The sequence below is a fragment of the Paenibacillus pasadenensis genome, assembly GCF_023715725.1.
GTDB classification, from domain to species: domain Bacteria; phylum Bacillota; class Bacilli; order Paenibacillales; family Paenibacillaceae; genus Paenibacillus_O; species Paenibacillus_O pasadenensis_A.
On sequence record NZ_JAMBOT010000006.1, the window covers coordinates 124,818 to 146,702 of the forward strand.

Below are 21,885 nucleotides of genomic sequence, written 5' to 3' on the forward strand. Positions count from 1 at the left end.
ACAGAGGGAGAGATTTCAATTGGCAAAGGTTTTATACATTATCGGCGGATGGGCCGCTAAATGGCGAAAGTCGGTGTTAATCGGCGGGATAATGGTGTTGGTGCTGGCTGCAATTGTCGCATTGCGCCTTGGACCGGAATTTAACGGGGAAATGTCCATACCGGGCACGGAATCCGAAAAAGCACTAGAGGTTATGGATAAAAAGTTTCCTTCTGAAACAGAATTTACTCCTGGCACGATTCAACTTGTCTTCAAAGTCGAAGGAAAGTCGTTGGAATCGTCCGATACGAAGCAAGCCATACAGACTAGTCTAAAGACAATTTCAAAGGATAATGCGGTAGAATCGATCGCCGACCCTTATGATTTCGGAGCAATTAGTCCTAATAAGGAAATCGGATACACAACAATTACGTATAAAGTACCTGGCACAAACGTAACTCAGGCATCGTTGACAACGGTGGACCAACAAATCAAAAGCTTGAGAGACGCGGGAATCCAAGTGGAGAAAAGCGCCGGGGAAGTCGGTTCGCCAGGGATGCCTCCCCTTAAGCTCATCTCAGAAATTATCGGCATCGCTCTAGCCTTCCTCATTTTACTCGTTTTCCTCAAGTCTGTAATTGCCGCAGGAATGCCGATTATAACGGCAATTTTAGGGCTTGGCATCGGCGTAATGATTATTCTGATCAGCACGGAATTTATCGATATGTCAGCTATTACGCTTACGATGGCAATTATGCTTGGACTAGCAGTAGGTATTGATTACGGTTTGTTTATTCTGTCCCGGCACCGCCAGAATTTACTCGCAGGTCAAGGCATTCGCGAATCAATCGCGATTTCAATCAGTACGGCCGGAAGTGCCGTCGTTTTTGCGGGAATGACCGTTATTATCGCTTTAGTAAGCCTATCGGTCACCGGTATTCCTTTCATTTCCATAATGGGGATTGCTGCTGCATTAACCATTCTCGTCGCCGTCCTGGTTGCGATTATAATTGTACCTGCCGTACTGTCATTGCTTGGTAATCGTCTGAGGCCAAAAACCAAGAGCATTAGCTCCTCTGCTCCGGTGCGGAACTCCAATGCCTGGGGACGTTTTGTTACAAGATTCCCGCTTCCTGTGGCGCTTGTTGGCATTCTTCTGCTTGCTTTCATCAGTCTCCCGGCTTTACATTTGCAGACAGGGTTGCCGAATAGCGGAATGGAGCCAAAAGACACAACAGAGCGAAAAGCCTATGACTTGTTATCGGAAGGGTTCGGCCCCGGTTTCAATGGTCAGCTTATTTTACTCGCTACCGCTGACGGTTCGGAGAATCCTCAGTCGGCAATCACCAAGGCAACAGAAGCAATCAGCGGCATGAAAGGGGTAGCGAGTGTTGATCCTCCTATTCCTAATCAGGATGGAAGCGCGTCACTCCTGTTCATTACTCCAACAAGCGGCCCTCTGGATAAAGAAACGGGTAAACTTGTGGAATCGATTCGCTCGAAGTCGGAAAATGCGGAAAGTCAATACGGAGTCAAGCTTATGGTAACGGGATCGACAGCAATGGATTCCGATATCACTAAAAAACTTAACGAAGCCTTGCCCTTATTCGCTCTAATCGTAGTCGGCCTGGCCTTTATCATCCTGCTTCTTGTATTTCGTTCCATTATCGTCCCGTTAAAGGCCGTGCTCGGCTACTTGCTGACCATGACGGCAACACTCGGTTTTATTGTATTCGTAGTTCAAGATGGAAACTTTGCTAATTTGTTTGGCATTGCCCAGACGGGACCGGTACTGAACTTTTTGCCGCTGTTGACTGCGGGCATTCTTTTTGGTCTCGCCATGGATTATGAAGTATTTCTGTTTAGCCGCATGCGGGAAAAATTCCTCCATACAAAAGACGCCAAAGGCGCAATTTTGTTCGGTATGAAAAGCAGCAGCGGCGTCGTCACAGCAGCAGCTCTAATCATGGTGTGTGTTTTTGCTGGATTTATCTTTATGGAAGATACGATGATTAAATCCTTGGGCATGGCGTTGGCCTTTGGCATTTTAATCGATGCCTTCGTCGTAAGACTTGCCATCCTTCCGGCAATTATGGCATTGCTTGGCCGCTCATCCTGGTACTTGCCGAAATGGTTGGACCGAATTCTGCCAAATATCGATATAGAAGGTGCTGCCATTGAAAAAGAGAAAATTAATTCCAAATTGAGCGATCGTGACCTGTTTGGAGTTGAAATGCATGAAATCAAGCATCATTAGTTTACCTTTCGTCTGTCCAAGGGAGAATGCTACGTGAGAACGGTTTTGGGTAGATGGGGTAAGCTAATGTTTTGGAGCGGGATAGTCAACCTGTCGGTAGCTGTTATCGTTCCATTACGCGTCATCCTGTATTTGAAGCGGACCTATACGCATATAACAAAATAGAGTATCATCCGATTAAGAGATTAATTAAGTGAGCGACCGTTGACTGCGGTCGCTCTTTTATCCGTTAACACGCGTGACTGCATCATAAGAAATGGAGGAACGCTTGCCGTGAATGGTGAAAGGAATCAAACGAATACCAATGAACAGTTGAACAATAACGTAGTCGTCGATGTCCCGACTATGCTTCTAGATATGCGAAAACATATTTTATTCTGGGTTGCTTTTAGTTATGTTATAACGGTGTCCGTGCAATGGATAACCGAGTTTCATTTGACACCAAGCCTATTTTTTCACCTCATTCTATTGCTGCACTGCGCTTTTTATTGGCATTCCGAGACGTTTGTACGCCGTCATCCATGGTTTTATTTAAGTTTGCAGGGAGTGTTGATTGCAGTCTGCGCTCTCCTGATGCCGCAGGGATACTACCCGATTATTTTTGGGTTACCCCCTTTGCTTATAGGGCAAAGCGTAGTCATTTATAAGCGCAAATGGAAGATCGTTGCTGTCTCATTGTTTCTTTATGCTCTTGTTGTATTCATCACTCTGACAAATGAAAATAGTCCGGCTCCACTGCCTTTTATTCTGCCGGTTTTTTTTATGTTAAACGCGATTATCATTGCATACACACGTATATTTCGCAATGAAGTGATCTCTAGGCATCGCACGGAGAGTTTCTTAAAAGAGCTGGAGCAAGCGCATCAGGAAGTTGAAAAACTGACGCTTGCAAACGAGCGCCAGCGGATGTCGCGCGATCTGCATGATACGCTTGCGCAAGGATTAGCCGGCATCGTGATGCAGCTCGACGCTGCCGACGCGCATATCGGAAAAGGCAACACGGATCGTGCCGGACAAATTATACGGCAGTCCCGGGATGGCGCAAGAAGGACCCTTGCAGAGGCGCGCCTAGCGATCGACAATTTGAGGTCACTTGCGGAACCGGCGCAGCCTTTCACTGATGCCGTGCAGTTCGAGACAGACCGTTTCACCTCGGCGACAGGCATTCGGGCGGAGCTGACGATTGATCCTTTGCCGAAACTATCCAATATATTGTTCGAGCATGCACAGTATATTGTTCGCGAAGCACTGACAAACATTGTTCGTCATGCCCATGCCTCGGAAGTAAAAATTGACATCCGGCATCACGAAGACCGTTTTTTGCTTGAGATTCGCGATAACGGTACCGGTTTTAACATCGATAAAATCGCTCATGAGCCGGGCCACTACGGGTTGATCGTGATGCAGGAGCGAGCCCGTCTTTTACAAGGACAGCTTAACATTTCAAGTAACCGGTCCTCCGGCACGCAGGTGAAGCTGGATGTGCCGTTTCAGTATGATCGTTCAATTAAGGGAGAAGGTTGAATCATGTACTGTAAAATTCTGATCGTCGACGATCATTTTGTCGTGCGGGAAGGTCTAAAATTGATTTTGGAAACTGAGGAAAAGTATGAAGTCATTGGCGAGGCGGCGAATGGAAACGAGGCGCTTCGTTTTATGGAATCAAGTATTCCAGATCTCGTTCTAATGGATTTGTACATGCCGCAGATGAACGGGCTGGAAACGATGGAGACAATGATCGAGCGCGGCATCGATATCCCGGTTGTTATCCTGACCACGTATAACGAAGATGAATGGATGATGCGCGGGTTATCGCTGGGCGCTAAAGGATATTTGCTTAAGGACACGGGCAGGGAGCATTTATTCCGCACGATTGATGCGGCGCTGCGCGGGGAAACGCTGCTGCAGCAGGATATTTTGTCCAGAGTCATGGCTGTTCAGCGGGAGCGTCTGAAGCCCGCCGCTAACCGTAAATCGCAGGAGTTAACCGATAAAGAATTGCAAGTGCTTCAAGCGGCAGCTGAAGGTTTACGAAGCAAAGAAATTGCCGTTCAGCTATCCGTTTCGGAACGAACCGTAAAAGCACATCTGACCAGCGTCTACAACAAGCTTGGGGTCGACTCCCGATCTCAAGCGGTTGCAGTAGCCGTTGAGCGAGGTTGGGTTAAACCATGAAGCTGTGAAAGCCTGCATGTCTCGTCCCATAAGCAATCTCCAAAAAGCCGCGCCCAGCGCGGTTTTTTTTGTTATGAAGAGCAAATCATTTAGGCATAGTACCATTTTCAAAAAAGTACCTTGACTGACACAGTAGTTTGCCGTATTATACAGTCATGAGGTGATTCAATGAGTGAGAACAAAATTACATCCGACCTGCTTCGAGGGCATACCGATACAATCATTCTGCGGCTCTTATCCGAAGCGGACCGTTATGGCTACGAAATCGTCAAGTTAATCGCAGAGCGCTCGGACGGCGAGTATGAACTAAAGGAAGCAACCATGTACTCCAGCCTTAGACGGCTTGAGGCGGAGGGAGATGTCGAGTGGTATTGGGGTGACGAATCTCAAGGCGGCCGGCGCAAATATTTTAGAGTAACCGAGACGGGAAGAGAAACTTACAGACGCAATAAGAACAACTGGGGATACGCAAAACGCGTGCTTGAAAACTTACTATAGGAGAGTGGATGAATATGAATAAAAAATTAACCAATTATCTGAACAGTGTGTTTGCACCTTACGACGGCGTGAAAAGCGTGGAGGAATTGAAAAGCGATCTTCACTCCGATCTGCAGGAACGGTTCCAAGAGCTTAAAAAAGAGGGCAAGGACGACGAAACGGCATTTGAAATGACCATCGATAGCATTGGCGACATTGAGCAGACGGTACAGGAGGTCGCAAACCTATCCCGCTCGCTGGAGCGGCAGGTCGTAACCAACTTTAGCTCAAGCAATCTGCCGAAAAGCGACTTTGCCGGTGTCGCGCAAAAAGGGAAGTTTTCCGGAAGCGCGCTGCGCGGCTCCGACTTTTCGAACGCTGACTTGACCGGAAGCACGTTTTCGGGAAGCGATGTGCGTGAAACCATTTTTAATGGCGCCAACCTTACGGACTGCAACTTTTCATCGCTGGATCTCACAAAAGCAAGCTTTAAAAAATCCATTTTAGAGCGCACAAACTTCAGCTCATCGGGCCTTGAAGGCGCAAAATTTGTAGGCGCCAAGTTGACAGACGTCAGGCTGGATAAGACGGATCTTAGAAAAACCATTTTTGAGAACTGTACGTTTGACGGCGTGGAGTTTAAATACACTGATCTTACAGGCCTCAACTTTGAGGAGCAAACCTTCATCGGCGTCAAGTTTGAGAAATCAGCCCTTACCAATGTTTCATTTAAAGGCGCGACGCTTAAAAATGTATCTTTCCAACCAGGCTTCACATTAACTAAAAAATATTTCCGGGCCATCAAGACAATCTGCTTTGACGGCGCAGTAATGGATAAATTGACTTACGCAGGGCTCAAAGGCATGGAAGCCAATCTGTCCAACGTTATCGTTCGTTAAGGGGGAGATAATATGAAAAATAAATCAATCCAGGTAACAGGGCTGCAAAAATCGTATAAGAATCTTCAAGTTCTTAAGGGCGTTGACTTTGAGGTCGAGCAGGGCAGTATCTTCGCCTTGCTCGGCTCAAACGGGGCAGGCAAAACAACGGTGGTCAAAATCCTCACTACGCTGCTTAAACATGACAGCGGGAGCGCCGTTATAAACGGATTTGATGTTGCAACTAAACCCGATCATGTGCGGCAGGCCATTAGTTTGACCGGACAATTCGCCGCGGTGGATGAATTAATGACCGGACGGGAAAACCTGATTATGATCGCAAAGCTCCGATACCTCAAGCAGCCGCGTCAGGTTGCAGAAGATTTATTGAACCGGTTCAGATTAACGGAAGCGGCGGACCGCAGAGTGTCCACTTATTCAGGCGGCATGCGCAGGAGGCTTGATATCGCCTTAAGCCTTGTAGGAACACCGCAAATCATCTTCCTCGATGAACCCACTACTGGCCTTGACCCCGAATCGCGCATCGAAGTTTGGAAGATCGTTAAGGAACTTTCAGACAGCGGAACGACCGTATTTCTCACCACCCAGTATTTAGAGGAGGCCGAGCAGCTCGCCGACCGAATCGCCATTTTACACCAAGGCAAAATCATTGCCAACGGCACTCTTTTGGAGCTGAAAAAGCTATTTCCAACGACTAAGGTAGAGTATGTAGAAAAGCAGCCGAGCCTGGAAGAGATCTTCCTGTCCATTATCGGCAATAAGGAGGGCGCTTAAATGGAAACGGTAAAAAAACACTTTTTTAACGATCTAGGCGTGATGCTCGGACGCTCCATGCGCCATATTTCCCGCAGTATGGATACCATTATTACGGTTACCATTATGCCAATTGCGTTATTGCTGCTGTTCGTGTACGTATTTGGCGGAGCCATTGAAACCGGAACGGACAGCTATGTGAATTACCTGCTGCCTGGCATACTGCTGATTGCGATCGCCAGCGGAATTTCGTACACCGCTTACCGTCTTTTTATCGATGTTCAAAAGGGTATTTTTGAACGGTTTCATTCCATGCCGATTTCACGCTCCACTTTATTATGGGGACATGTGCTGACCTCGCTCGTATCCAACGCCATCTCCGTTGTTGTTATTCTCCTCGTTGCGTTATTAATGGGCTTTCGCTCCTCGGCCAGCATCTTAGACTGGCTTGCGGTAGCCGGTATCCTCGTATTGTTTACTCTTGCCTTAACCTGGCTCGCAGTTATTGCCGGATTATCCGCCAAATCAGTAGATGGAGCAAGCGCCTTTTCTTACCCGATTATCTTCCTTCCGTTTATAAGCTCCGCTTTTGTTCCAACCGAGTCGATGCCAGCAGTTGTGCGCGCCTTTGCCGAAAACCAGCCGGTAACCTCAATTGTTGAGGCGATTCGCGCCTTGTTGGCAGGCCAGCCGGTGGGGGGCAGTATATGGTCCGCTCTAGCCTGGTGCATCGGAATTTTGTTTGTAGCCTACTTCTTTGCAATGAAGGTATATAAAAAACGGTTTTAAAGAGACATGAAATGACCCAGTACGAAATTTGTACTGGGTTTATTTTTCATTCCGGCCGACTTTATTCGTCATTGACAAGTGACTCAGGATCAATTATATTTGACTCAGGATCAATTAAATAATTTGGAGGGTCAATCATGAGTCAAAAAGTGGCATTAGTTACAGGCGCATCTTCAGGTATTGGGAAAGAAGCTGCCATTGAGTTAAAGAAAAAGGGGTTTAAAGTTTACGCTGCTGCACGCCGGATCGATAAAATGCAGGATCTTGCCGCCAAAGGGATTCTTCCCATTGCTTTAGACGTAACCGATGACGAATCTATGATTCATGCCGTCAATCTAATTCTTCAAAACGACCGCAGAATTGACGTTCTGATCAATAACGCAGGGTATGGCTCCTACGGTGCGATTGAAGATGTGCCGCTGGATGAAGCACGCCGCCAAATGGATGTAAATGTGTTCGGACTGGCAAGAATGATTCAGCTGGTAACGCCGAGTATGAGAAAAAATCGATCCGGGAAAATTATAAATGTTTCCTCAATGGGTGGTAAAATTTGGACCAAATTTGGCGGCTGGTATCATGCCACTAAATTCGCGGTTGAAGGACTTTCGGATTGCCTTCGTCTGGAGCTTGAGCCCTTCGGGATCGATGTCATCGTAGTGGAGCCAGGCGGGATTAAGACAGATTGGGGCATTATTGCCGCCGAGAATCTTAGAAAAGTATCGGCCAAAGGCCCGTATGCGCAAGCAGCCGGCAAGGCAGCTGACAGTATGGTGAAACAATATACAGGCAACCAATTATCGAAGCCTGCGTTAATCGGTCAGACCATTGCAAAAGCAGTAACCGTAAAAAAACCTAAAACACGTTACCTTGTAGGTTTCATGGCAAAACCGATGGTATTCATCAAAAATGTATTTGGAGATCGCGCCTTCGATAGATTGATTAAAAATTTCAGCTAATAGTTCTGCTCCATGAATCGCGTTTTGACTCCAAATCGATAAGGGATTAAAATGAATCGAAATGGAGTGATGGTGTATGGCAAAACGCGCAATGACACCTGAGGCAAAGGCTTTAAAGGCTCAGGCCATTCTAGATAAAGCGGCAGAAATGTTTCTGTCTTCCGAGTATGAAAAAATAAAAATATCCGATTTAGCCAAACAAATGGGCATGTCTAACGGAATTCTATTTGTGTATTTTAAAACGAAAGAGGCGTTATTTTTTAGTCTGCTTTGCCGGGAGTATGAGAAAAGATTTACACGTCTGGCAGAGCTGGCCAAACAATCGCCAATCTGGAATTTTTCTGACTTCAAACTGCTTATCATGAATGAGCTCACAGAACTGGTTGACCACAATCCGCTTTATATCCGATTGGAATCCATGCGTTCAGCTGTTTTGGAAAAAAATATAGATGCTGAAACCATGTTAAACAAAAAAATCAATTTATATAAAATGATTACGGATTTAGTTGCCATCATTTGCGAACATCTTTCTTTAACGCAAGAGGAAGTATTAGATATCCTTCAAGCAGAAGCCTCGATTATAACCGGCTGTAAGCTATCTGCCACCTTACCTGCGGATGTCGCGGATATAATTGAGCAGAGCGGACTTGAGGGAATGAAACGTGACTTTAAGAAAGATGTTCTCACTACAATGAATCATTATTTAAATGGTTACGCAGCTCATAAATGAATTAGTGAAAGAGGCTGGAAATGATGGTGGAAACCCAAGGAGTTACAGCCATTGTAGCTGGAGCAACAGGACTGGTTGGACGGGAACTCGTCCATAAGCTGTTGGAGCATCCGTCATACAGCCGCGTAATCGCACTTGTGCGTAGGGAAATTGGCATATCGCATCCGAAGTTTGAGGAAAGACAAGTATCCTTCGATCGGATCGAGGAGGCGTTGAACGAGCAGCTGTTGCGGGACTCTGATGTGTTCTGCGCACTTGGCACAACGATCAAAAATGCAGGCAGCCAAGCAGCGTTTCGGCGAGTTGACTATGAGTATCCGCTGGCACTGGGACGCGCAGCCCGCCGGCATGGTGCGGCAAGCTTCGTCATCGTGACGGCGATGGGCTCCTCAGAGCAATCCAAGTTTTTTTATAGTCGGGTAAAAGGGGAGGCGGAGCGCGACTTGGCTGCCCTCGGATTGAAACGTCTTGTTATATTAAGGCCGTCGTTGCTGCTCGGAGACCGTACCGAAAGCCGGCCCGCTGAGAAAATAACGATTGCTCTGTCCCGTCCTCTTGGCGCATTAATGATTGGTCCCCTTGCTAAGTATAAAGCAATTGATAGCGGGAAGGTTGCTTATGCGATGATTGCCGCGGCTCGTAATACAGGTCCTGCTCACTAAATTTTCGAATCAAACGCGATTTCTTCACTTGCGACTAGCGCTCGTTAAAAATCCTTTCTCTAAGCTGATCCTTCACTACGGGATTAGCTTTTTTTTGCTTAGATTGCGCATCTCCCAATATTCAGAACTTTTTTTCGAAAATTTAAAACTCGATGTTGAGAGATCCAAATTATACTGGTAACATAGTTTATGAAACCCCTTACATAAATGATTGTATAAAGAGAGGTGAAGGACCTGAATTGTAAAACCGGCTGCGGCACAAGTTTATGTACAACTCCCTGAGTTACGTGGTACAGGTGTGTATCCTGGATCTTGGTATCCAGGTTTACATAAAACAACAATGTAAAGGGTGTGAGTTTTTATGAAAAAAAGAAGATCGCATTTGCTGAAATGGACTGTAGCTTTATCTTTATGCGTTACCTCTTTAATTGGCGGAACGTACACGTCCAAGGACGTTGCCCATGCCGCAGCTGCAGCTGTAACTTTGGACGGCGCTAACCTTGGTAAAGTGTTTGACGGAATCGGTGTTGTAGAATCAACCGGCAGGCTCCTGTATGATTATCCTGAACCGCAGCGAAGCGATATTTTGGACTATTTATTTAAGCCTAACTTCGGCGCTTCGCTGCACATTCTGAAGGTTGAGATCGGCAGCGACAGCAACAATACGACCATTGCCGTACCCAATCATAAACGTACAGCAACCGAAGTGTCCAACTACAATCGAGGCTGGATGTTTTGGCTCATGAAGGAAGCTAAGCTTCGCAATCCAAACATTAAGCTCGCCGCGCTGCATTGGGGATATCCAGCCTGGGCCGATACGGATGCCAAAAAAGCGCAATGGCTCGTAGATTTTGTGAAAGGGGCCCGGGACCAGCATTCATTGACTATCGACTATCTGGGAGGCAACCAGAATGAATCCGGTGTTTCCGATCTTGCAAAGTCCGTAAAAACAGAATTAATCAATAACAGCCTATCCTCGGTAAAAGTAGTGTCAGCCGACGAGCTGAATTCTTGGAACGTAGCAACAAAAATTCAGAACGATGCGGCTTATGCTTCGTCCGTGGACATCATCGGCTCTCACTATAACCGTACACCGCCTCAATCGGCCATCAATTCCGGCAAACCGGTTTGGGTTTCGGAAGAAGGCGGCGGAACATGGAATGATCCGACTAAAGCTTTCAATTGGATGAAGTTTATTTTGGAGGCAGCACAGAATGGCGTATCGGCAAGCTTGAGATGGAATTCCAGCGCATCCGTTTACGATAATATGGCGTGGCCAGGCAATGGAATCTTGCTTGCCAATCAGCCCTGGTCCGGCAATTATGGCATTGGGGCCAATCTGTGGACGACGGCTCACTATACTCAATTCACGAAACCGGGCTGGGTGTACGTGAACAATTCCGTTAAGTTCCTCTCCGGCAGTGCAGGAAGATTCGTGACGCTTAAAAATCCGCAAACGAATGACTACAGCATCATTGCCGAAACTACCGGCATTCCGGCAGGCGGCGTCGATGTAACGTTTACGCTCGCGGGAGGATTATCAACGAATGCAGTCAACGTATGGAGAACGACTCCATCGGACAGTACTGACTTTTTTACGCAAGTAAGCAGTATCACGCCATCGGGTGGAAGCTTTACCGTTCATCTTGACCCGAATAAAGTGTATACGCTTTCAACAACTACGGGGCAAGCAAAAGGTCAAAAAACGATTCCTTCGAGCGCTAGCTTCCCGTTCCCGTATAACGACAATTTTGACAGCTCTAGTGTTGGAAGCATGCCAAAGTATTTTGTCGATGCGGGCGGCGGGTTTGAAATTGCTAACGCAGGCGGGGGAAGAAGCGGGAAAGTTATTCGCCAAGTCGTTACGGATAAACCGATTCATTGGGCCTATTCCGAAGTCAGAGATCCAATAACCGAAACCGGAAACATGGCATGGACGAATTACAAAGTGCAGGTTGATGTTCTGGCAGAAGAAACGGGAAAAGTGTATGTAGGCGGAAGAATTGATAATACGGCGGAATACACTGCTGTCTATGATCGTAAAGGCTACTGGATAAGCCTGGATACATCCGGCAACTGGGAGCTGTTTAGAAAAGATGCGGGCAGCAGAACTTCCTTGTCCAGCGGCGCGATTGCCGGTTTCGGCGTAAACACATGGAACACGCTAGCGCTAGAGTTTAACGGCACCAATATCAAAGCCTATATCGGCGGTATTATGGTTGCTGATGTAACCGATACCACTTATTCAAGCGGGAATACAACCCTTGGAACGACAGATTGGGGGAACGGCAATTGGGTTGTTGCACAATTTGATAACTTCGCAGTCAGCGCAGTAAACAGCGCTCCGCAAACAACGATTACAATCGATAACGGAGAGCCGGGATATAGCGAAAGCGGCTCGTGGCTGGGCAGCGGACTCGCAGGTTATAACGGATCGACTACCCGATATTCATCAAGCAGCGGCGCTTATGCAACGTGGACTCCTACCATTACAGAAGCCGGCAATTACAGAGTGTTTGTTATGTATCCAGCTCATATTTATAGTGACAAAACAGCAAAATATACGGTGACTTACCAAGGCGGGAATCAGGCATTCAACATTAACCAGGAACAAAACGGTTCTGCTTGGGTTGAACTGGGGAATGGCAGCGGGTTCAACTTTGCAACGGGCTCGTCCGCAAATGTCAAATTGGAAGTCACGAAGCCAGGAAATACCGAAGAAGTGGTTCGAGCAGATGCGGTTCGTTTTGTGCGGGTAACGCCTTAATAGAAAGGGAGCCTGCGGACTAAGATAAGGTTCAGATATCTGAATTGTGAAAACCCAAGGATGAGAGCGGTTTATTCCGCTCCGTTCCTTGGGTTTTTTATTGCTATTTTCTCATCAAAATCAAAAACGGGAGAGCTAATACTATAACCGTGAGAAGACCGCCAAAATTAAAGAACTAATAGCCAATGCACTGCAAGATAAGCTGGAAAGTCCTGATTCAAACGATATGGCGGATTCTGCAGCAACCAGTACGGCTCAATTGAGCTGGCTTGAACTTGCTACCCTGCCGCAATTGCGTTTGAAATCATCCGATACCTATACCGACAAAATGATGATGCATTTTATTTTAGATGCATATGCCGCACAGGAGGACATTACGCGCAATTGGAAGGCGCAAGAGCTTGCTACATCGCTCAGAACAGAAGACCTTGCTTCATTGGCTGACGAGGTATTGCAGCGTTGGCTCAAAGAAGGGGCTGATGCGAAGAAAAAGTGGGTGCTGGCTTTCGCTGCGGTATATGGAGATGAGCGTGTTGTACATGCAATCCAAGCGAAAATAACGGCGTGGCCGCTTGAGTCACGAAGCGCGATTGCATGCGAAGCCGTAAAGGCTCTTCTATTATCTCCTCTTGATTCAGCCTTGTTGTTTATTGATAAGATCTCGCACAAATTCAAATTTAAGCAGGTGAAGCAAGCGGCAGTGGATGCTCTCGCTCAAGCGGCGGAGATAGCGGGGATATCCACCGAAGAGCTCGCGGACCGAGTTGTGTCGCATCTCGGCTTTGATGCAAAAGGGTGCCGCGCTGTTAATTACGGTTCAAGGCAGTTCATCCTGCAATTGATGCCAAATCATAACATTCGCATAATAGATGAAAATGGAAAGCTTTATAAAACATTGCCCGCACCAAATGCGACAGATGATTCAAAATTAGCCAAGGCATCCTTGCTAGAAGTAAAACATGTAAAGAAACAGCTTAAAACGACCATCGAGTCCATTCGAATCAGGTTAGAGCATTCGTTTACAACGAGAAGACGTTGGAATTACACAGCTTGGCAAAAGCTGTTCGTGGGTAATCCGGTACTGTTTGGCTTTGCATCGGGGCTTGTTTGGGGTGTGTATGTGGACGAAACTCTCATAACTTCATTATATGGCTGGGTAAAGGGTTCCATCGTCGACAGCGGAGTTTACTACGAATTTTACAAAGAGTTCAAATCATTGAATATCGGCGTACAACTAGCCTTCAGCGGAATTTCCGTCGGTATGGAAGACGAATCAGTAACTGTGTACGAAATGGAATTTTACCGTGCCGGCAAAGTTGTGCGCGGAAGTTACATCTACAGTGAAATCATCGATGAGGATCGAATTTGGCCGTTTGATGTTCCCAAGTTTCTATTCAGCGAGTTGTTATTTGAAGTGGACTCCGTTCTTGCCAAGCGAATTGGCTTCGACGAGGATTGGCGCTTGAATCGTTCATAGCGAAATAATCAGAGTTCTTCAGAATGCACGATGAAGCTGCAAAGGCACGGGATTATTCCGGCGGTTACGAATCCAAAGCAGTTAAACTGTCCAACGGGGTTAATGCAAAGTGGTATACGCCTGATGAAACGCCGATGCCGATGCTGAGCTTTCAATTGGACGACCGGACAGTTACAATCAGCTCTCCTGACGGTTCCCTGAGCGGCAGTCAATTAGGAGAGTAAGAACATCCTTCAATTGTTACAGGTTGAGAAGAAGCCCATTTCCATGCTGGACAATCAGAAGTATACTTTTCCATAATGGAAGTTCTGGCATGGAAAGGAATGAATGAAATTGAAAACAATTGGTATGCTTGGTGGTATGAGCTGGGAAAGCACCGTCCTGTATTATAAAGATGTGAATGAAGCGGTGAAGAGAGAGCTGGGCGGATTGCACTCAGCAAAAATCCTGATGTACAGCGTTGATTTTGCAGAGATTGAAGAGTGCCAGGCAAACGGCGACTGGGACAGGAGCACAGCCATTTTGTCGGAAGCAGCGCTGAGGCTGCAGAGCAGCGGAGCCGATTTTATCATTATTTGTACCAATACGATGCATAAAGTTGCCCCGCAAATTCAAACGGCACTCGACATTCCGGTTATTCATATCGCTGAAGCGACTGCGGACGAATTGCTGCAGCATAGCGTTAAAAAGGTTGCGCTACTAGGAACTAAATACACAATGACGCAAGACTTCTATAAACAAAAATTGATTGAGCGGGGTATTGATGTCCTCATTCCGAGTGAACAGGAAATTGAAGCGGTCAATACGATTATTTACAATGAGCTGTGTTTGGGGATCATCTCTGAACAATCCAAGCAAAAATTTCTCGATGTTATTGACCAGCTCTCAGCTCAAGGAGCGCAAGGAGTCATTTTGGGCTGCACGGAAATTGGGCTGCTTATCCAGCAAAAGGATATCTCCTTACCCGTATTTGATACGGCACGGATCCATGCGGAGAAAGCAGCCAAACTGGCGCTAGGTTAAGGGAAACACTGTGAATGCCTGTCAATGAACAAAGCAATCCATGAACATCTCCATTTTGTTACAAACTGTATATTAGGGTGTAATTATGCCTATGGTTCAAAGCAGCGTCCCGGTTGCATAAAGCATACAAGTGAATGGGCTGCATGTAAAAATCCAGACCTTGGGGTCGAATGACAAAGGTGTGATTGCCTTGAAAAGTGTTAGCATTCCTATTCTTGTCATGGCTGTTCTGCTTTCCGCTTGTTCACCTGCTGCTCCGCCAAAAACGGAAGCGCCGCCATCTGTATCCGTTTCTCCTGCTCCAACATCCGAACCGGAACCATCCGGGGAAGCAGAGCGTCCGAAGACAAGAAGCTTTGAGCTGATGACGAATGAGGTATCTCAGAAGATGGAAGCGGTCCTGCTGCAAGGGAACGGATTCTCCTTATATGTCTTTGAGAAATTTTCGTTTGATGCCGCTTCAGGACGTTTATCTCTAACTAGCCATCCGGAATATAAAGTGGACATCGAGCCGCTGCCTGCCGGTTATGATTTGGCCCAGCTTGAAGCTACAGGCAAAAAAGAGCTGAGTAAAGCCGGTAAAGTGTCTGATTATAGCGGCGAGCTGGTCGAACATCCTCTTCGGTTTGCAAAACTGTACCTTCAAGCTTCCGGGGAAAACGGAATCACCGATTTTATGGTGTGGACATCTGAAGCCGGCGACGCTTTTCTGTTCCGTCTTCATAACCCAAAGGGGGAAGAGGCTTCCGAATTCGCCGGACCGGTGCTTGTCTCCCTTTCAACCATACTAAGCGATAAGTAATGGTGTGACGTTTAACTCTACAGATCCCCCTTATGCAATTCCGGTCAAAGAAAAATCACGCCCGATTTCGCGGTGTGATTTTTTTTCAGATTAACAAGTCGAGCGCAGCTTTGGCAGCTTGTGCGATCAGATCGTTGTCGTAGTCAGCGTCTAGCTTATCTCGGCTGGACATAATTGCGATTACGATGGGACCGCCATTAGGCGGAAATACTACGGCAATATCGTTGCGGGTGCCATAGCTGGCCGCACCGGACTTGTCGGCAACTTTCCAGTCCGCAGGCGCTCCTGCACGGATTAATTCATCGCCTGTGGCATTTCCAGACATCCAGCCTAACCAAATAGATCGTTTGTTCTCCGAAAGCAAATCCCCAACAGCGAACTTAGAAAGCATTGTCGCTATTGCCCGAGGGGTGCTAGTGTCCCTTGGATCGCCAGGATCTGCTTTATTCAGGTCTGGCTCAAACCGATCAGCCTGGGTTACCGTATTCCCATTTTGCCTTAATGCAGCTTCATAACCTTCCGGGCCTCCCAATTGTTTAAACAAAAGATTGCCGGCCGTGTTATCGCTATATCGTACTGCTGCTTCGCATAGTTCACGAAGTGACAATCCCGTACTGAGGTGTTTTTCTGTTATAGGTGAATAAGAAACCAGATCGTCTTTCGTAAAAGGAATTATTTGATCGAGTTCATTGCCGGTACTCTGCTTAAGAACAAAGCCTGCAGCTATAGCTTTAAACGTTGAAGCATAAGCAAAACGCTCATCAGACCGATATTCGATCGCGCGTCCCGTTGCGGTATCAATGGCGTAAACTCCAAGGCGGGCTCCAAAATCCGCCTCTAATAGCTCGAACGAATTCTCGCTGGCGGATTGTTTTTCTTCAATTTCCAGAGCTGACGAAGGAGCGGGGGTTGAAGTTTCGTTTACAGAGCAACCGGTTAACGAAACAAAAGCAGCTAAATAAACAATAAAATGGCGTTTCAATTTTAAATCCTCATTTCTATCAATAAAATTGAATTTTCTACTTGTACATATTTAGTATAACCATTCCTTTATTGCAAACAATAAAGGTCGAAACTTGCAGCTTGGAAACAGCGGTCATCAATAACCTTAAACGAATCTGAATCATTTTTGCAACATTTCGAAAAGTGTTTCCGTTATAACATGCGAATTGATAACTCACTTCCGAATCTTGAAACATTGCTTTTTCGGTAAATATAATTTGAATATTCAAACAAATATTAACCATGGTTGACCTCTTTAAAAATTTTGATGAATGTCGTAATGGAGGATTTGAAAACATGTGTGGAATTGTGGCCATTTATAATCATAACGGAATTCCGGTTAACTCCGAGCAGCTTGAAGGCATGACAGATATTATTGCGCATCGCGGACCGGATGATTCCGGACATCATATCGATGGTCATATTGGCTTGGGTTTTCGTCGATTGAGTATTGTTGATCTGGAACATGGAGCTCAGCCGCTAGGCAGCAACGAGAGCGGAGTTTGGCTTATTTTTAACGGGGAAATCTATAATTATAAAGAATTGCGTGAATGGCTGCAGGGAAAGGGCCATCAATTCCATACCGAATCTGATTCCGAGGTTATCCTTCGCCTTTACGAAGAGACCGGCGAACAATGTGTAGCCTATTTGCGAGGTATGTTTGGCTTCGTTATTTGGGATAAACATCAGGATCTATTGTTTGCTGCCCGGGATCACTTTGGCATTAAACCTGTTTATTACTGTGAAACGTCCGCCGGTTATATGATATCTTCCGAGGTAAAATCGCTTTTAGCCTCACCTATGGTGGAGCGGGAAGTGGACGGGCAATCCTTTTATCACTACCTGACGTTCCAGTACGTGCCTGAGCCAGCAACGATGTTCAAGGGCATTCATAAACTTATGGCCGGACACACCATGACGATTAAAAATGGCGCCATGAAGATAGAGGAATATTACAAGCCGACATTCAACACCGACGAATCCCGGTCCTTCTCGGATTTGGTGGAAGAAGCACGTTCTGTGCTTCTGGATTCTGTAAGCATGCACCGGAATAGCGACGTGTCTAGAGGCGCCTTTTTGTCCGGAGGCATTGATTCTGGCAGTCTAGTTGGGATGCTGCAGCGTTTAGAGCCAACCCGAACCTTTTCGGTTGGCTTTGAAGAACCTGGCTACAGTGAATTGGAGCTGTCAGCACATACCGCCGCTTATCTTGGAACTAACCATGAAGAGATTTCAATTAATGCTAAAGCTTATCTGGATGAGCTTCCTAATATGATCTGGCATATGGATGAACCCGTTGCGGATCCCTCGGCGGCCGGCGTTTACTTTGTATCCCGATTGGCGAGTCAATCGGTTAAAGTTGTATTTTCCGGAGAAGGAGCCGATGAGTTTTTCGGAGGCTATAATATTTACCGTGAGCCCATGTCGCTGCAGTGTATGACATCGATGCCGAATGGATTGCGGAAACTGGCCGGTCAATTATCCGAGCTGATGCCTGAAGGGATGAAGGGCAAGGGATTTCTTGCACGCGGCAGCAAGACGCTGCAGGAGCGTTATTTTGGAAACGCGAAGATATTCTTGGATCAAGAAAAGACGTTTGTGCTGCCCAAAGATGTGTATCACGAGTATCTCCCTGCCCAAGACATCACTCTTCCGCTCTATGAACAAGCAGTCGGTTACGACGATGTAACCAAAATGCAGTACATCGATATCCACACATGGCTTCGAGGCAATATTTTAATGAAAGCGGACAAAATGTCCATGGCTCATTCGTTGGAGCTGCGGGTTCCTTTTCTGGATACAAAGGTGTTTGAGTTCGCCTCAAAAATACCGACAAAGTACAAGATATCGAAACATTCAACAAAGCTGGTTCTTCGTGAAGCGATGAAGGACTTTGTCTCTCCAGATGTGCAAACCCGCAGAAAGCTTGGTTTCCCGGTTCCGATCCGGGTATGGCTGCGAAAAGAATGGTACCCGTGGGCGAAGGAGCTGATTAGCTCTTCAACCAATGTGCCATGGATTGACCGTGATCATGCGCTGCGCATGCTGGAAGATCATCGGGAGGGCAAGTATGACGCCAGCCGCAAATTATGGACGCTGCTTGTTTTTATCCTGTGGTATCAAATGTATATTGCAAAATCCAAATCAATGTAGCAGCAAAAACCCATCATTCAACGAATGGTGGGTTTTTGTTTTGAGATTAGATTGACAGCCACGCTACTCCGTGATACTTTATAGCAGTAGTAAGTAAGACTTGATACCAGTGATACAGAATAGTAAGGAGTGAGTAAGCTGGAAAATTTAACGGAAATGCTCAAAGGAGCGCTTGAGGGCTGTGTCCTTGAAATTATAAGCCGTAACGAAACCTATGGGTACGAGATTACACGGCAGCTGAATGCTCTCGGGTTTACGGATGTTGTAGAAGGAACGGTATATACCATTCTAATTCGCCTTGAAAAAAACAAGCTGGTGGAGATTACCAAGAAACCTTCCGACATGGGACCGCCGCGGAAGTTTTTTGCCATCAACGATGCGGGGCGTGAGGAGCTGCGGAGGTTCTGGGAAAAGTGGGAGTTCGTATCGTCAAAAATCAATGAGTTAAAGGGGAGAGCATGATGAACTTTTGGGAAAAAATTACCGGCAGCGACATGACAAAAGAAATGAAAGCTTTTGAAGCGCGCACCAAAATGCTGCCCGCTGATTATCAGGCGGCGTGGGGGAAAATCAATGAGTATCTTTGGGCATACTCCGATTTCAGCGGACGCAACCTCATTCCCATTCTTGACGGTGTGCTTGGCCTGCTCGAGGAAACGGCGGAGGACGGTCAGACGGTCAACGAGGTTTTAGGTGACGATCTAAAAGGCTTTTGTTCAGCGCTGGCCGGCGAAGAAGGAGCAAAGTCTTTCCGCGATAAGTGGCGCGCGCAGCTTAATCGTAATGTAGCAAAAAAATTAGGTAAATAAGGGGAGGATACCATGAGTATACGCGATATGATTGAAGGCAAAAAAGAATGGCGAGCGCATGTGGCGCGTGTCAAAGCACTCCCGCATGATTATCAGATCGTTTATAGAGAGATTCAAAAATATCTGTTTAAGGTCGGACCTGTTGAGCTAAACGACGGCACAGGTTTACTCTCGGGAATTGTAGATCTTTTTGCAGAAGGGGCGGGCATGGGGAAAGGCGTGCTTGAAGTGACGGGTAATGACGTAGCGGCTTTCTGCGACGATCTAATTAAAGATTCAAAAACTTTCGCGGACATCATTCAAGAATCTATGGAGCAAAAAGGGAAAAAGACCACGTGACAGGTGCTCACGGAAAAATCAGACCTTACGGGGTCTGATTTTTTGTTTAACAGCGTTTTATGTGATCTGAAAATGAAGTTGACTCATATTGTATATACATTGACATGTATATACGTTTAGGTATATATTTAATCCATGAGATCATCTACTATGCAGGTAACGCTACTAACTCTTGCCGAACCCAATCGATTCAGTATTGTTGAGTTGCTTAAAATGGGGCCCAAATCGGTAGGAGAAATTGTCCAAGCGCTAGGCATTAGCCAGCCGCATGTATCCCGTCACTTGCGCATCTTAAGCGAGGCAGGCATGGTGCGCTCACGCAGTAAGGCACAGCTGCGGATCTACAGCCTCGAAGCAGGACCGTTCCAGGAGCTGGATGAGTGGTTTGATTCCTTCAGCATTTTATGGGAAGAACGGCTCGACAATTTTGAGGAGTATATGCTGGATTACAAGAAGAAGGAGGACTCATGAAAGGCAGGACTCTCCTGAAAACCACCTGAAAGGATGACAGAAGATGAAACAAAACACAACCATTCGTAAAAACCGCGAGCGAAGAGAACTTACTGTTGAACGTATTGTTGGACTGCCTGCCCGGCTTGCATGGGAAGGCTGGACGGAGCCCGGACATATTGCAAAATGGTGGGGTCCAAACAACTGGACGACAACCGTTTATGAAATGGATGTACGGTCAGGCGGAGTGTGGCGGTATAGTCTTAAAGCAGATGACAACAGCGGCGAAGAGGCCTATTGCAGAGCCATATATGAAGAAGTTGCGGCACCGAGCAAACTGGTGTACACGGACACTTTTGCTGACAGCGAATGGAATATCGTTTCAGACAGCGAAATGTACACGACCGTGCTGTTCGAGGAAACCAGCGGAGGAACTCGGATCAGCATCGTGACGCGCTTCACCACCAATGAGCAATTGGACAACGCGGAAGCAATGGGCATGATTGAAGGTTTTACCGATGCTTTTGACCGGCTGGAAAAATACTTACAAACATTAATGGGAGGCAATGACACGATGAAAAACGTAATCTCAAAAGACGGTACACAGATTGCTTATACTACACAAGGGTCCGGGCCAGCTCTCGTTTTGGTTTCATCGGCAGCGGCTGATCATGGGGATGCTTCAGCATTAGCGGAACATTTGTCAGCAAGTTTTACGGTATACAATTATGATCGTCGCGGACGAGGCCAAAGCACGGATACCGCGCCTTATAAAGCCGCGCGAGAAGCGGAAGATATAGAGGCTTTGATCGCAGCCGCTGGTGGAAAAGCGGTTCTGTTTGGAAGCTCGTCCGGAGCCGTATTGGCGCTTGAGGCGGCAACCCTATTAGGGGACTTGGTCGTAAAGCTCTATTTGTACGAACCGCCGTTCATTATTAATGATAGCCGTAAACCGGTGCCAAGTGACTATGTTGAACAGCTGAATTCTCTAATCGAAGCTGGAAAGAGCTCGGAAGCAGTTGAATATTTCGCATCCGAGGCTCTGGGTATACCTGGAGAATACATCGGTTACATGAAGGCCGATCCTTCCTGGAGCAAAATGGAAGCCCTGGCGCATACGCTCGCCTACGATGGAACGATTATGGGAACGACGCAATCGGGGAACCCGCTGCCGGCCGGAAGATGGAACATCCCCCATCCAACCTTGATTATGACAGGAGAAAACAGCGCACCATTTTTCCATGATGCGGCAAACGCTCTTGCCTCTCTTTTGCCAAACGCCGCCACGCATTCACTGGCCGGTCAAGACCATTCCGCCATTATAATGTCTCCTGATGTCGTGGCCAAAGCCGTTGTGGATTTCGAAAGACGAGGAGAATAAGAGC

General features: G+C 46.7%; 22 protein-coding genes. 21 read left to right on the forward strand and 1 reads right to left on the reverse strand.

The window, feature by feature from the left end; genetic code table 11:
* Positions 1-19: 19 nt before the first annotated feature.
* The 15 genes from M3223_RS15870 to M3223_RS15940 all read left to right on the forward strand — a co-directional run bounded on the left by M3223_RS15870 (position 20) and on the right by M3223_RS15940 (position 15,746).
* Positions 20-2,236, forward strand: coding sequence for an MMPL family transporter (locus tag M3223_RS15870; RefSeq protein WP_251563227.1), 2,217 nt, complete (start codon positions 20-22; stop codon positions 2,234-2,236).
* Positions 2,237-2,509: 273 nt separating this feature from the next.
* Positions 2,510-3,760: a sensor histidine kinase gene (locus M3223_RS24555; RefSeq protein WP_251563229.1), complete on the forward strand. Its 1,251-nt coding sequence runs from the start codon at positions 2,510-2,512 to the stop codon at positions 3,758-3,760.
* A gap of 3 nt (positions 3,761-3,763) precedes the next feature.
* A complete protein-coding gene (locus tag M3223_RS15880; RefSeq protein WP_251563231.1) occupies positions 3,764-4,411 on the forward strand; it encodes a response regulator in 648 nt (215 codons plus the stop codon).
* 168 nt (positions 4,412-4,579) lie between these two features.
* Positions 4,580-4,909 (forward strand): PadR family transcriptional regulator, encoded by a 330-nt coding sequence (locus M3223_RS15885; protein ID WP_251563233.1) that lies wholly within the window; start codon positions 4,580-4,582, stop codon positions 4,907-4,909.
* A 14-nt stretch (positions 4,910-4,923) separates the two neighbouring features.
* Positions 4,924-5,787, forward strand: coding sequence for a pentapeptide repeat-containing protein (locus M3223_RS15890; protein ID WP_251563235.1), 864 nt, complete (start codon positions 4,924-4,926; stop codon positions 5,785-5,787).
* A gap of 12 nt (positions 5,788-5,799) precedes the next feature.
* Positions 5,800-6,561 (forward strand): ABC transporter ATP-binding protein, encoded by a 762-nt coding sequence (locus M3223_RS15895; protein WP_251563238.1) that lies wholly within the window; start codon positions 5,800-5,802, stop codon positions 6,559-6,561.
* Entirely contained in the window at positions 6,562-7,329 is a 768-nt protein-coding gene (locus M3223_RS15900) for an ABC transporter permease (RefSeq protein ID WP_251563240.1), read from the forward strand.
* A 137-nt stretch (positions 7,330-7,466) separates the two neighbouring features.
* On the forward strand, positions 7,467-8,285 hold the full coding sequence (locus tag M3223_RS15905) for an oxidoreductase (protein ID WP_251563242.1): 819 nt from the start codon (positions 7,467-7,469) through the stop codon (positions 8,283-8,285).
* Positions 8,286-8,361: 76 nt separating this feature from the next.
* Entirely contained in the window at positions 8,362-9,015 is a 654-nt protein-coding gene (locus tag M3223_RS15910) for a TetR family transcriptional regulator (protein WP_251563246.1), read from the forward strand.
* A gap of 20 nt (positions 9,016-9,035) precedes the next feature.
* Entirely contained in the window at positions 9,036-9,677 is a 642-nt protein-coding gene (locus M3223_RS15915) for an oxidoreductase (RefSeq protein WP_353057707.1), read from the forward strand.
* Positions 9,678-10,038: 361 nt separating this feature from the next.
* Positions 10,039-12,444 carry a hypothetical protein gene (locus M3223_RS15920; RefSeq protein WP_251563248.1) on the forward strand — a complete coding sequence of 802 codons (2,406 nt, stop codon included), beginning with the start codon at positions 10,039-10,041 and terminating at the stop codon, positions 12,442-12,444.
* A 226-nt stretch (positions 12,445-12,670) separates the two neighbouring features.
* On the forward strand, positions 12,671-13,921 hold the full coding sequence (locus M3223_RS15925; RefSeq protein WP_251563249.1) for a DUF4132 domain-containing protein: 1,251 nt from the start codon (positions 12,671-12,673) through the stop codon (positions 13,919-13,921).
* A 23-nt stretch (positions 13,922-13,944) separates the two neighbouring features.
* A complete protein-coding gene (locus tag M3223_RS15930) occupies positions 13,945-14,145 on the forward strand; it encodes a hypothetical protein (RefSeq protein WP_251563634.1) in 201 nt (66 codons plus the stop codon).
* 109 nt (positions 14,146-14,254) lie between these two features.
* A complete protein-coding gene (locus tag M3223_RS15935) occupies positions 14,255-14,944 on the forward strand; it encodes an aspartate/glutamate racemase family protein (RefSeq protein ID WP_251563608.1) in 690 nt (229 codons plus the stop codon).
* Positions 14,945-15,125: 181 nt separating this feature from the next.
* Positions 15,126-15,746 carry a hypothetical protein gene (locus M3223_RS15940; RefSeq protein ID WP_251563250.1) on the forward strand — a complete coding sequence of 207 codons (621 nt, stop codon included), beginning with the start codon at positions 15,126-15,128 and terminating at the stop codon, positions 15,744-15,746.
* An 85-nt stretch (positions 15,747-15,831) separates the two neighbouring features.
* On the opposite strand, the gene bla is transcribed toward M3223_RS15940, so the two are convergent.
* Entirely contained in the window at positions 15,832-16,728 is an 897-nt protein-coding gene (gene bla, locus M3223_RS15945) for a class A beta-lactamase (RefSeq protein ID WP_251563251.1), read from the reverse strand.
* 317 nt (positions 16,729-17,045) lie between these two features.
* Here bla and asnB point away from each other — a divergent pair, with 317 nt between their 5' ends.
* From asnB to M3223_RS15975, 6 genes are all read left to right on the forward strand, one after another.
* Positions 17,046-18,902: an asparagine synthase (glutamine-hydrolyzing) gene (gene asnB, locus M3223_RS15950; protein WP_251563252.1), complete on the forward strand. Its 1,857-nt coding sequence runs from the start codon at positions 17,046-17,048 to the stop codon at positions 18,900-18,902.
* A gap of 156 nt (positions 18,903-19,058) precedes the next feature.
* Entirely contained in the window at positions 19,059-19,364 is a 306-nt protein-coding gene (locus M3223_RS15955) for a PadR family transcriptional regulator (protein WP_285891322.1), read from the forward strand.
* On the forward strand, positions 19,364-19,711 hold the full coding sequence (locus M3223_RS15960) for a DUF1048 domain-containing protein (RefSeq protein WP_251563253.1): 348 nt from the start codon (positions 19,364-19,366) through the stop codon (positions 19,709-19,711). Before M3223_RS15955 ends, M3223_RS15960 begins: the two co-directional genes overlap by 1 nt.
* Before the next feature lie 12 nt (positions 19,712-19,723).
* Complete coding sequence (locus M3223_RS15965; RefSeq protein ID WP_251563254.1) at positions 19,724-20,050, forward strand: DUF1048 domain-containing protein; 327 nt, start codon at positions 19,724-19,726, stop codon at positions 20,048-20,050.
* A 150-nt stretch (positions 20,051-20,200) separates the two neighbouring features.
* A complete protein-coding gene (locus M3223_RS15970) occupies positions 20,201-20,521 on the forward strand; it encodes an ArsR/SmtB family transcription factor (protein WP_435368022.1) in 321 nt (106 codons plus the stop codon).
* 43 nt (positions 20,522-20,564) lie between these two features.
* Entirely contained in the window at positions 20,565-21,881 is a 1,317-nt protein-coding gene (locus M3223_RS15975) for an alpha/beta fold hydrolase (protein WP_251563258.1), read from the forward strand.
* The last annotated feature ends 4 nt before the right edge of the window (positions 21,882-21,885 follow it).

Bases quoted from the DNA above. Each gene is read 5' to 3' on its own strand.
- M3223_RS15895 (WP_251563238.1), top strand. From the start codon at position 5,800: ATGAAAAATAAATCAATCCAGGTAACAGGGCTGCAAAAATCGTATAAG.
- M3223_RS15885 (WP_251563233.1), top strand. From the start codon at position 4,580: ATGAGTGAGAACAAAATTACATCCGACCTGCTTCGAGGGCATACCGAT.
- M3223_RS15920 (WP_251563248.1), top strand. From the start codon at position 10,039: ATGAAAAAAAGAAGATCGCATTTGCTGAAATGGACTGTAGCTTTATCT.
- M3223_RS15930 (WP_251563634.1), top strand. From the start codon at position 13,945: ATGCACGATGAAGCTGCAAAGGCACGGGATTATTCCGGCGGTTACGAA.
- M3223_RS15975 (WP_251563258.1), top strand. From the start codon at position 20,565: ATGAAACAAAACACAACCATTCGTAAAAACCGCGAGCGAAGAGAACTT.
- M3223_RS15910 (WP_251563246.1), top strand. From the start codon at position 8,362: ATGGCAAAACGCGCAATGACACCTGAGGCAAAGGCTTTAAAGGCTCAG.
- M3223_RS15880 (WP_251563231.1), top strand. From the start codon at position 3,764: ATGTACTGTAAAATTCTGATCGTCGACGATCATTTTGTCGTGCGGGAA.
- M3223_RS15890 (WP_251563235.1), top strand. From the start codon at position 4,924: ATGAATAAAAAATTAACCAATTATCTGAACAGTGTGTTTGCACCTTAC.
- M3223_RS15915 (WP_353057707.1), top strand. From the start codon at position 9,036: ATGATGGTGGAAACCCAAGGAGTTACAGCCATTGTAGCTGGAGCAACA.
- M3223_RS15925 (WP_251563249.1), top strand. From the start codon at position 12,671: ATGGCGGATTCTGCAGCAACCAGTACGGCTCAATTGAGCTGGCTTGAA.
- M3223_RS15965 (WP_251563254.1), top strand. From the start codon at position 19,724: ATGAGTATACGCGATATGATTGAAGGCAAAAAAGAATGGCGAGCGCAT.
- M3223_RS15955 (WP_285891322.1), top strand. From the start codon at position 19,059: ATGCTCAAAGGAGCGCTTGAGGGCTGTGTCCTTGAAATTATAAGCCGT.
- asnB (WP_251563252.1), top strand. From the start codon at position 17,046: ATGTGTGGAATTGTGGCCATTTATAATCATAACGGAATTCCGGTTAAC.
- M3223_RS15905 (WP_251563242.1), top strand. From the start codon at position 7,467: ATGAGTCAAAAAGTGGCATTAGTTACAGGCGCATCTTCAGGTATTGGG.
- M3223_RS15970 (WP_435368022.1), top strand. From the start codon at position 20,201: ATGCAGGTAACGCTACTAACTCTTGCCGAACCCAATCGATTCAGTATT.
- M3223_RS15900 (WP_251563240.1), top strand. From the start codon at position 6,562: ATGGAAACGGTAAAAAAACACTTTTTTAACGATCTAGGCGTGATGCTC.
- M3223_RS15960 (WP_251563253.1), top strand. From the start codon at position 19,364: ATGAACTTTTGGGAAAAAATTACCGGCAGCGACATGACAAAAGAAATG.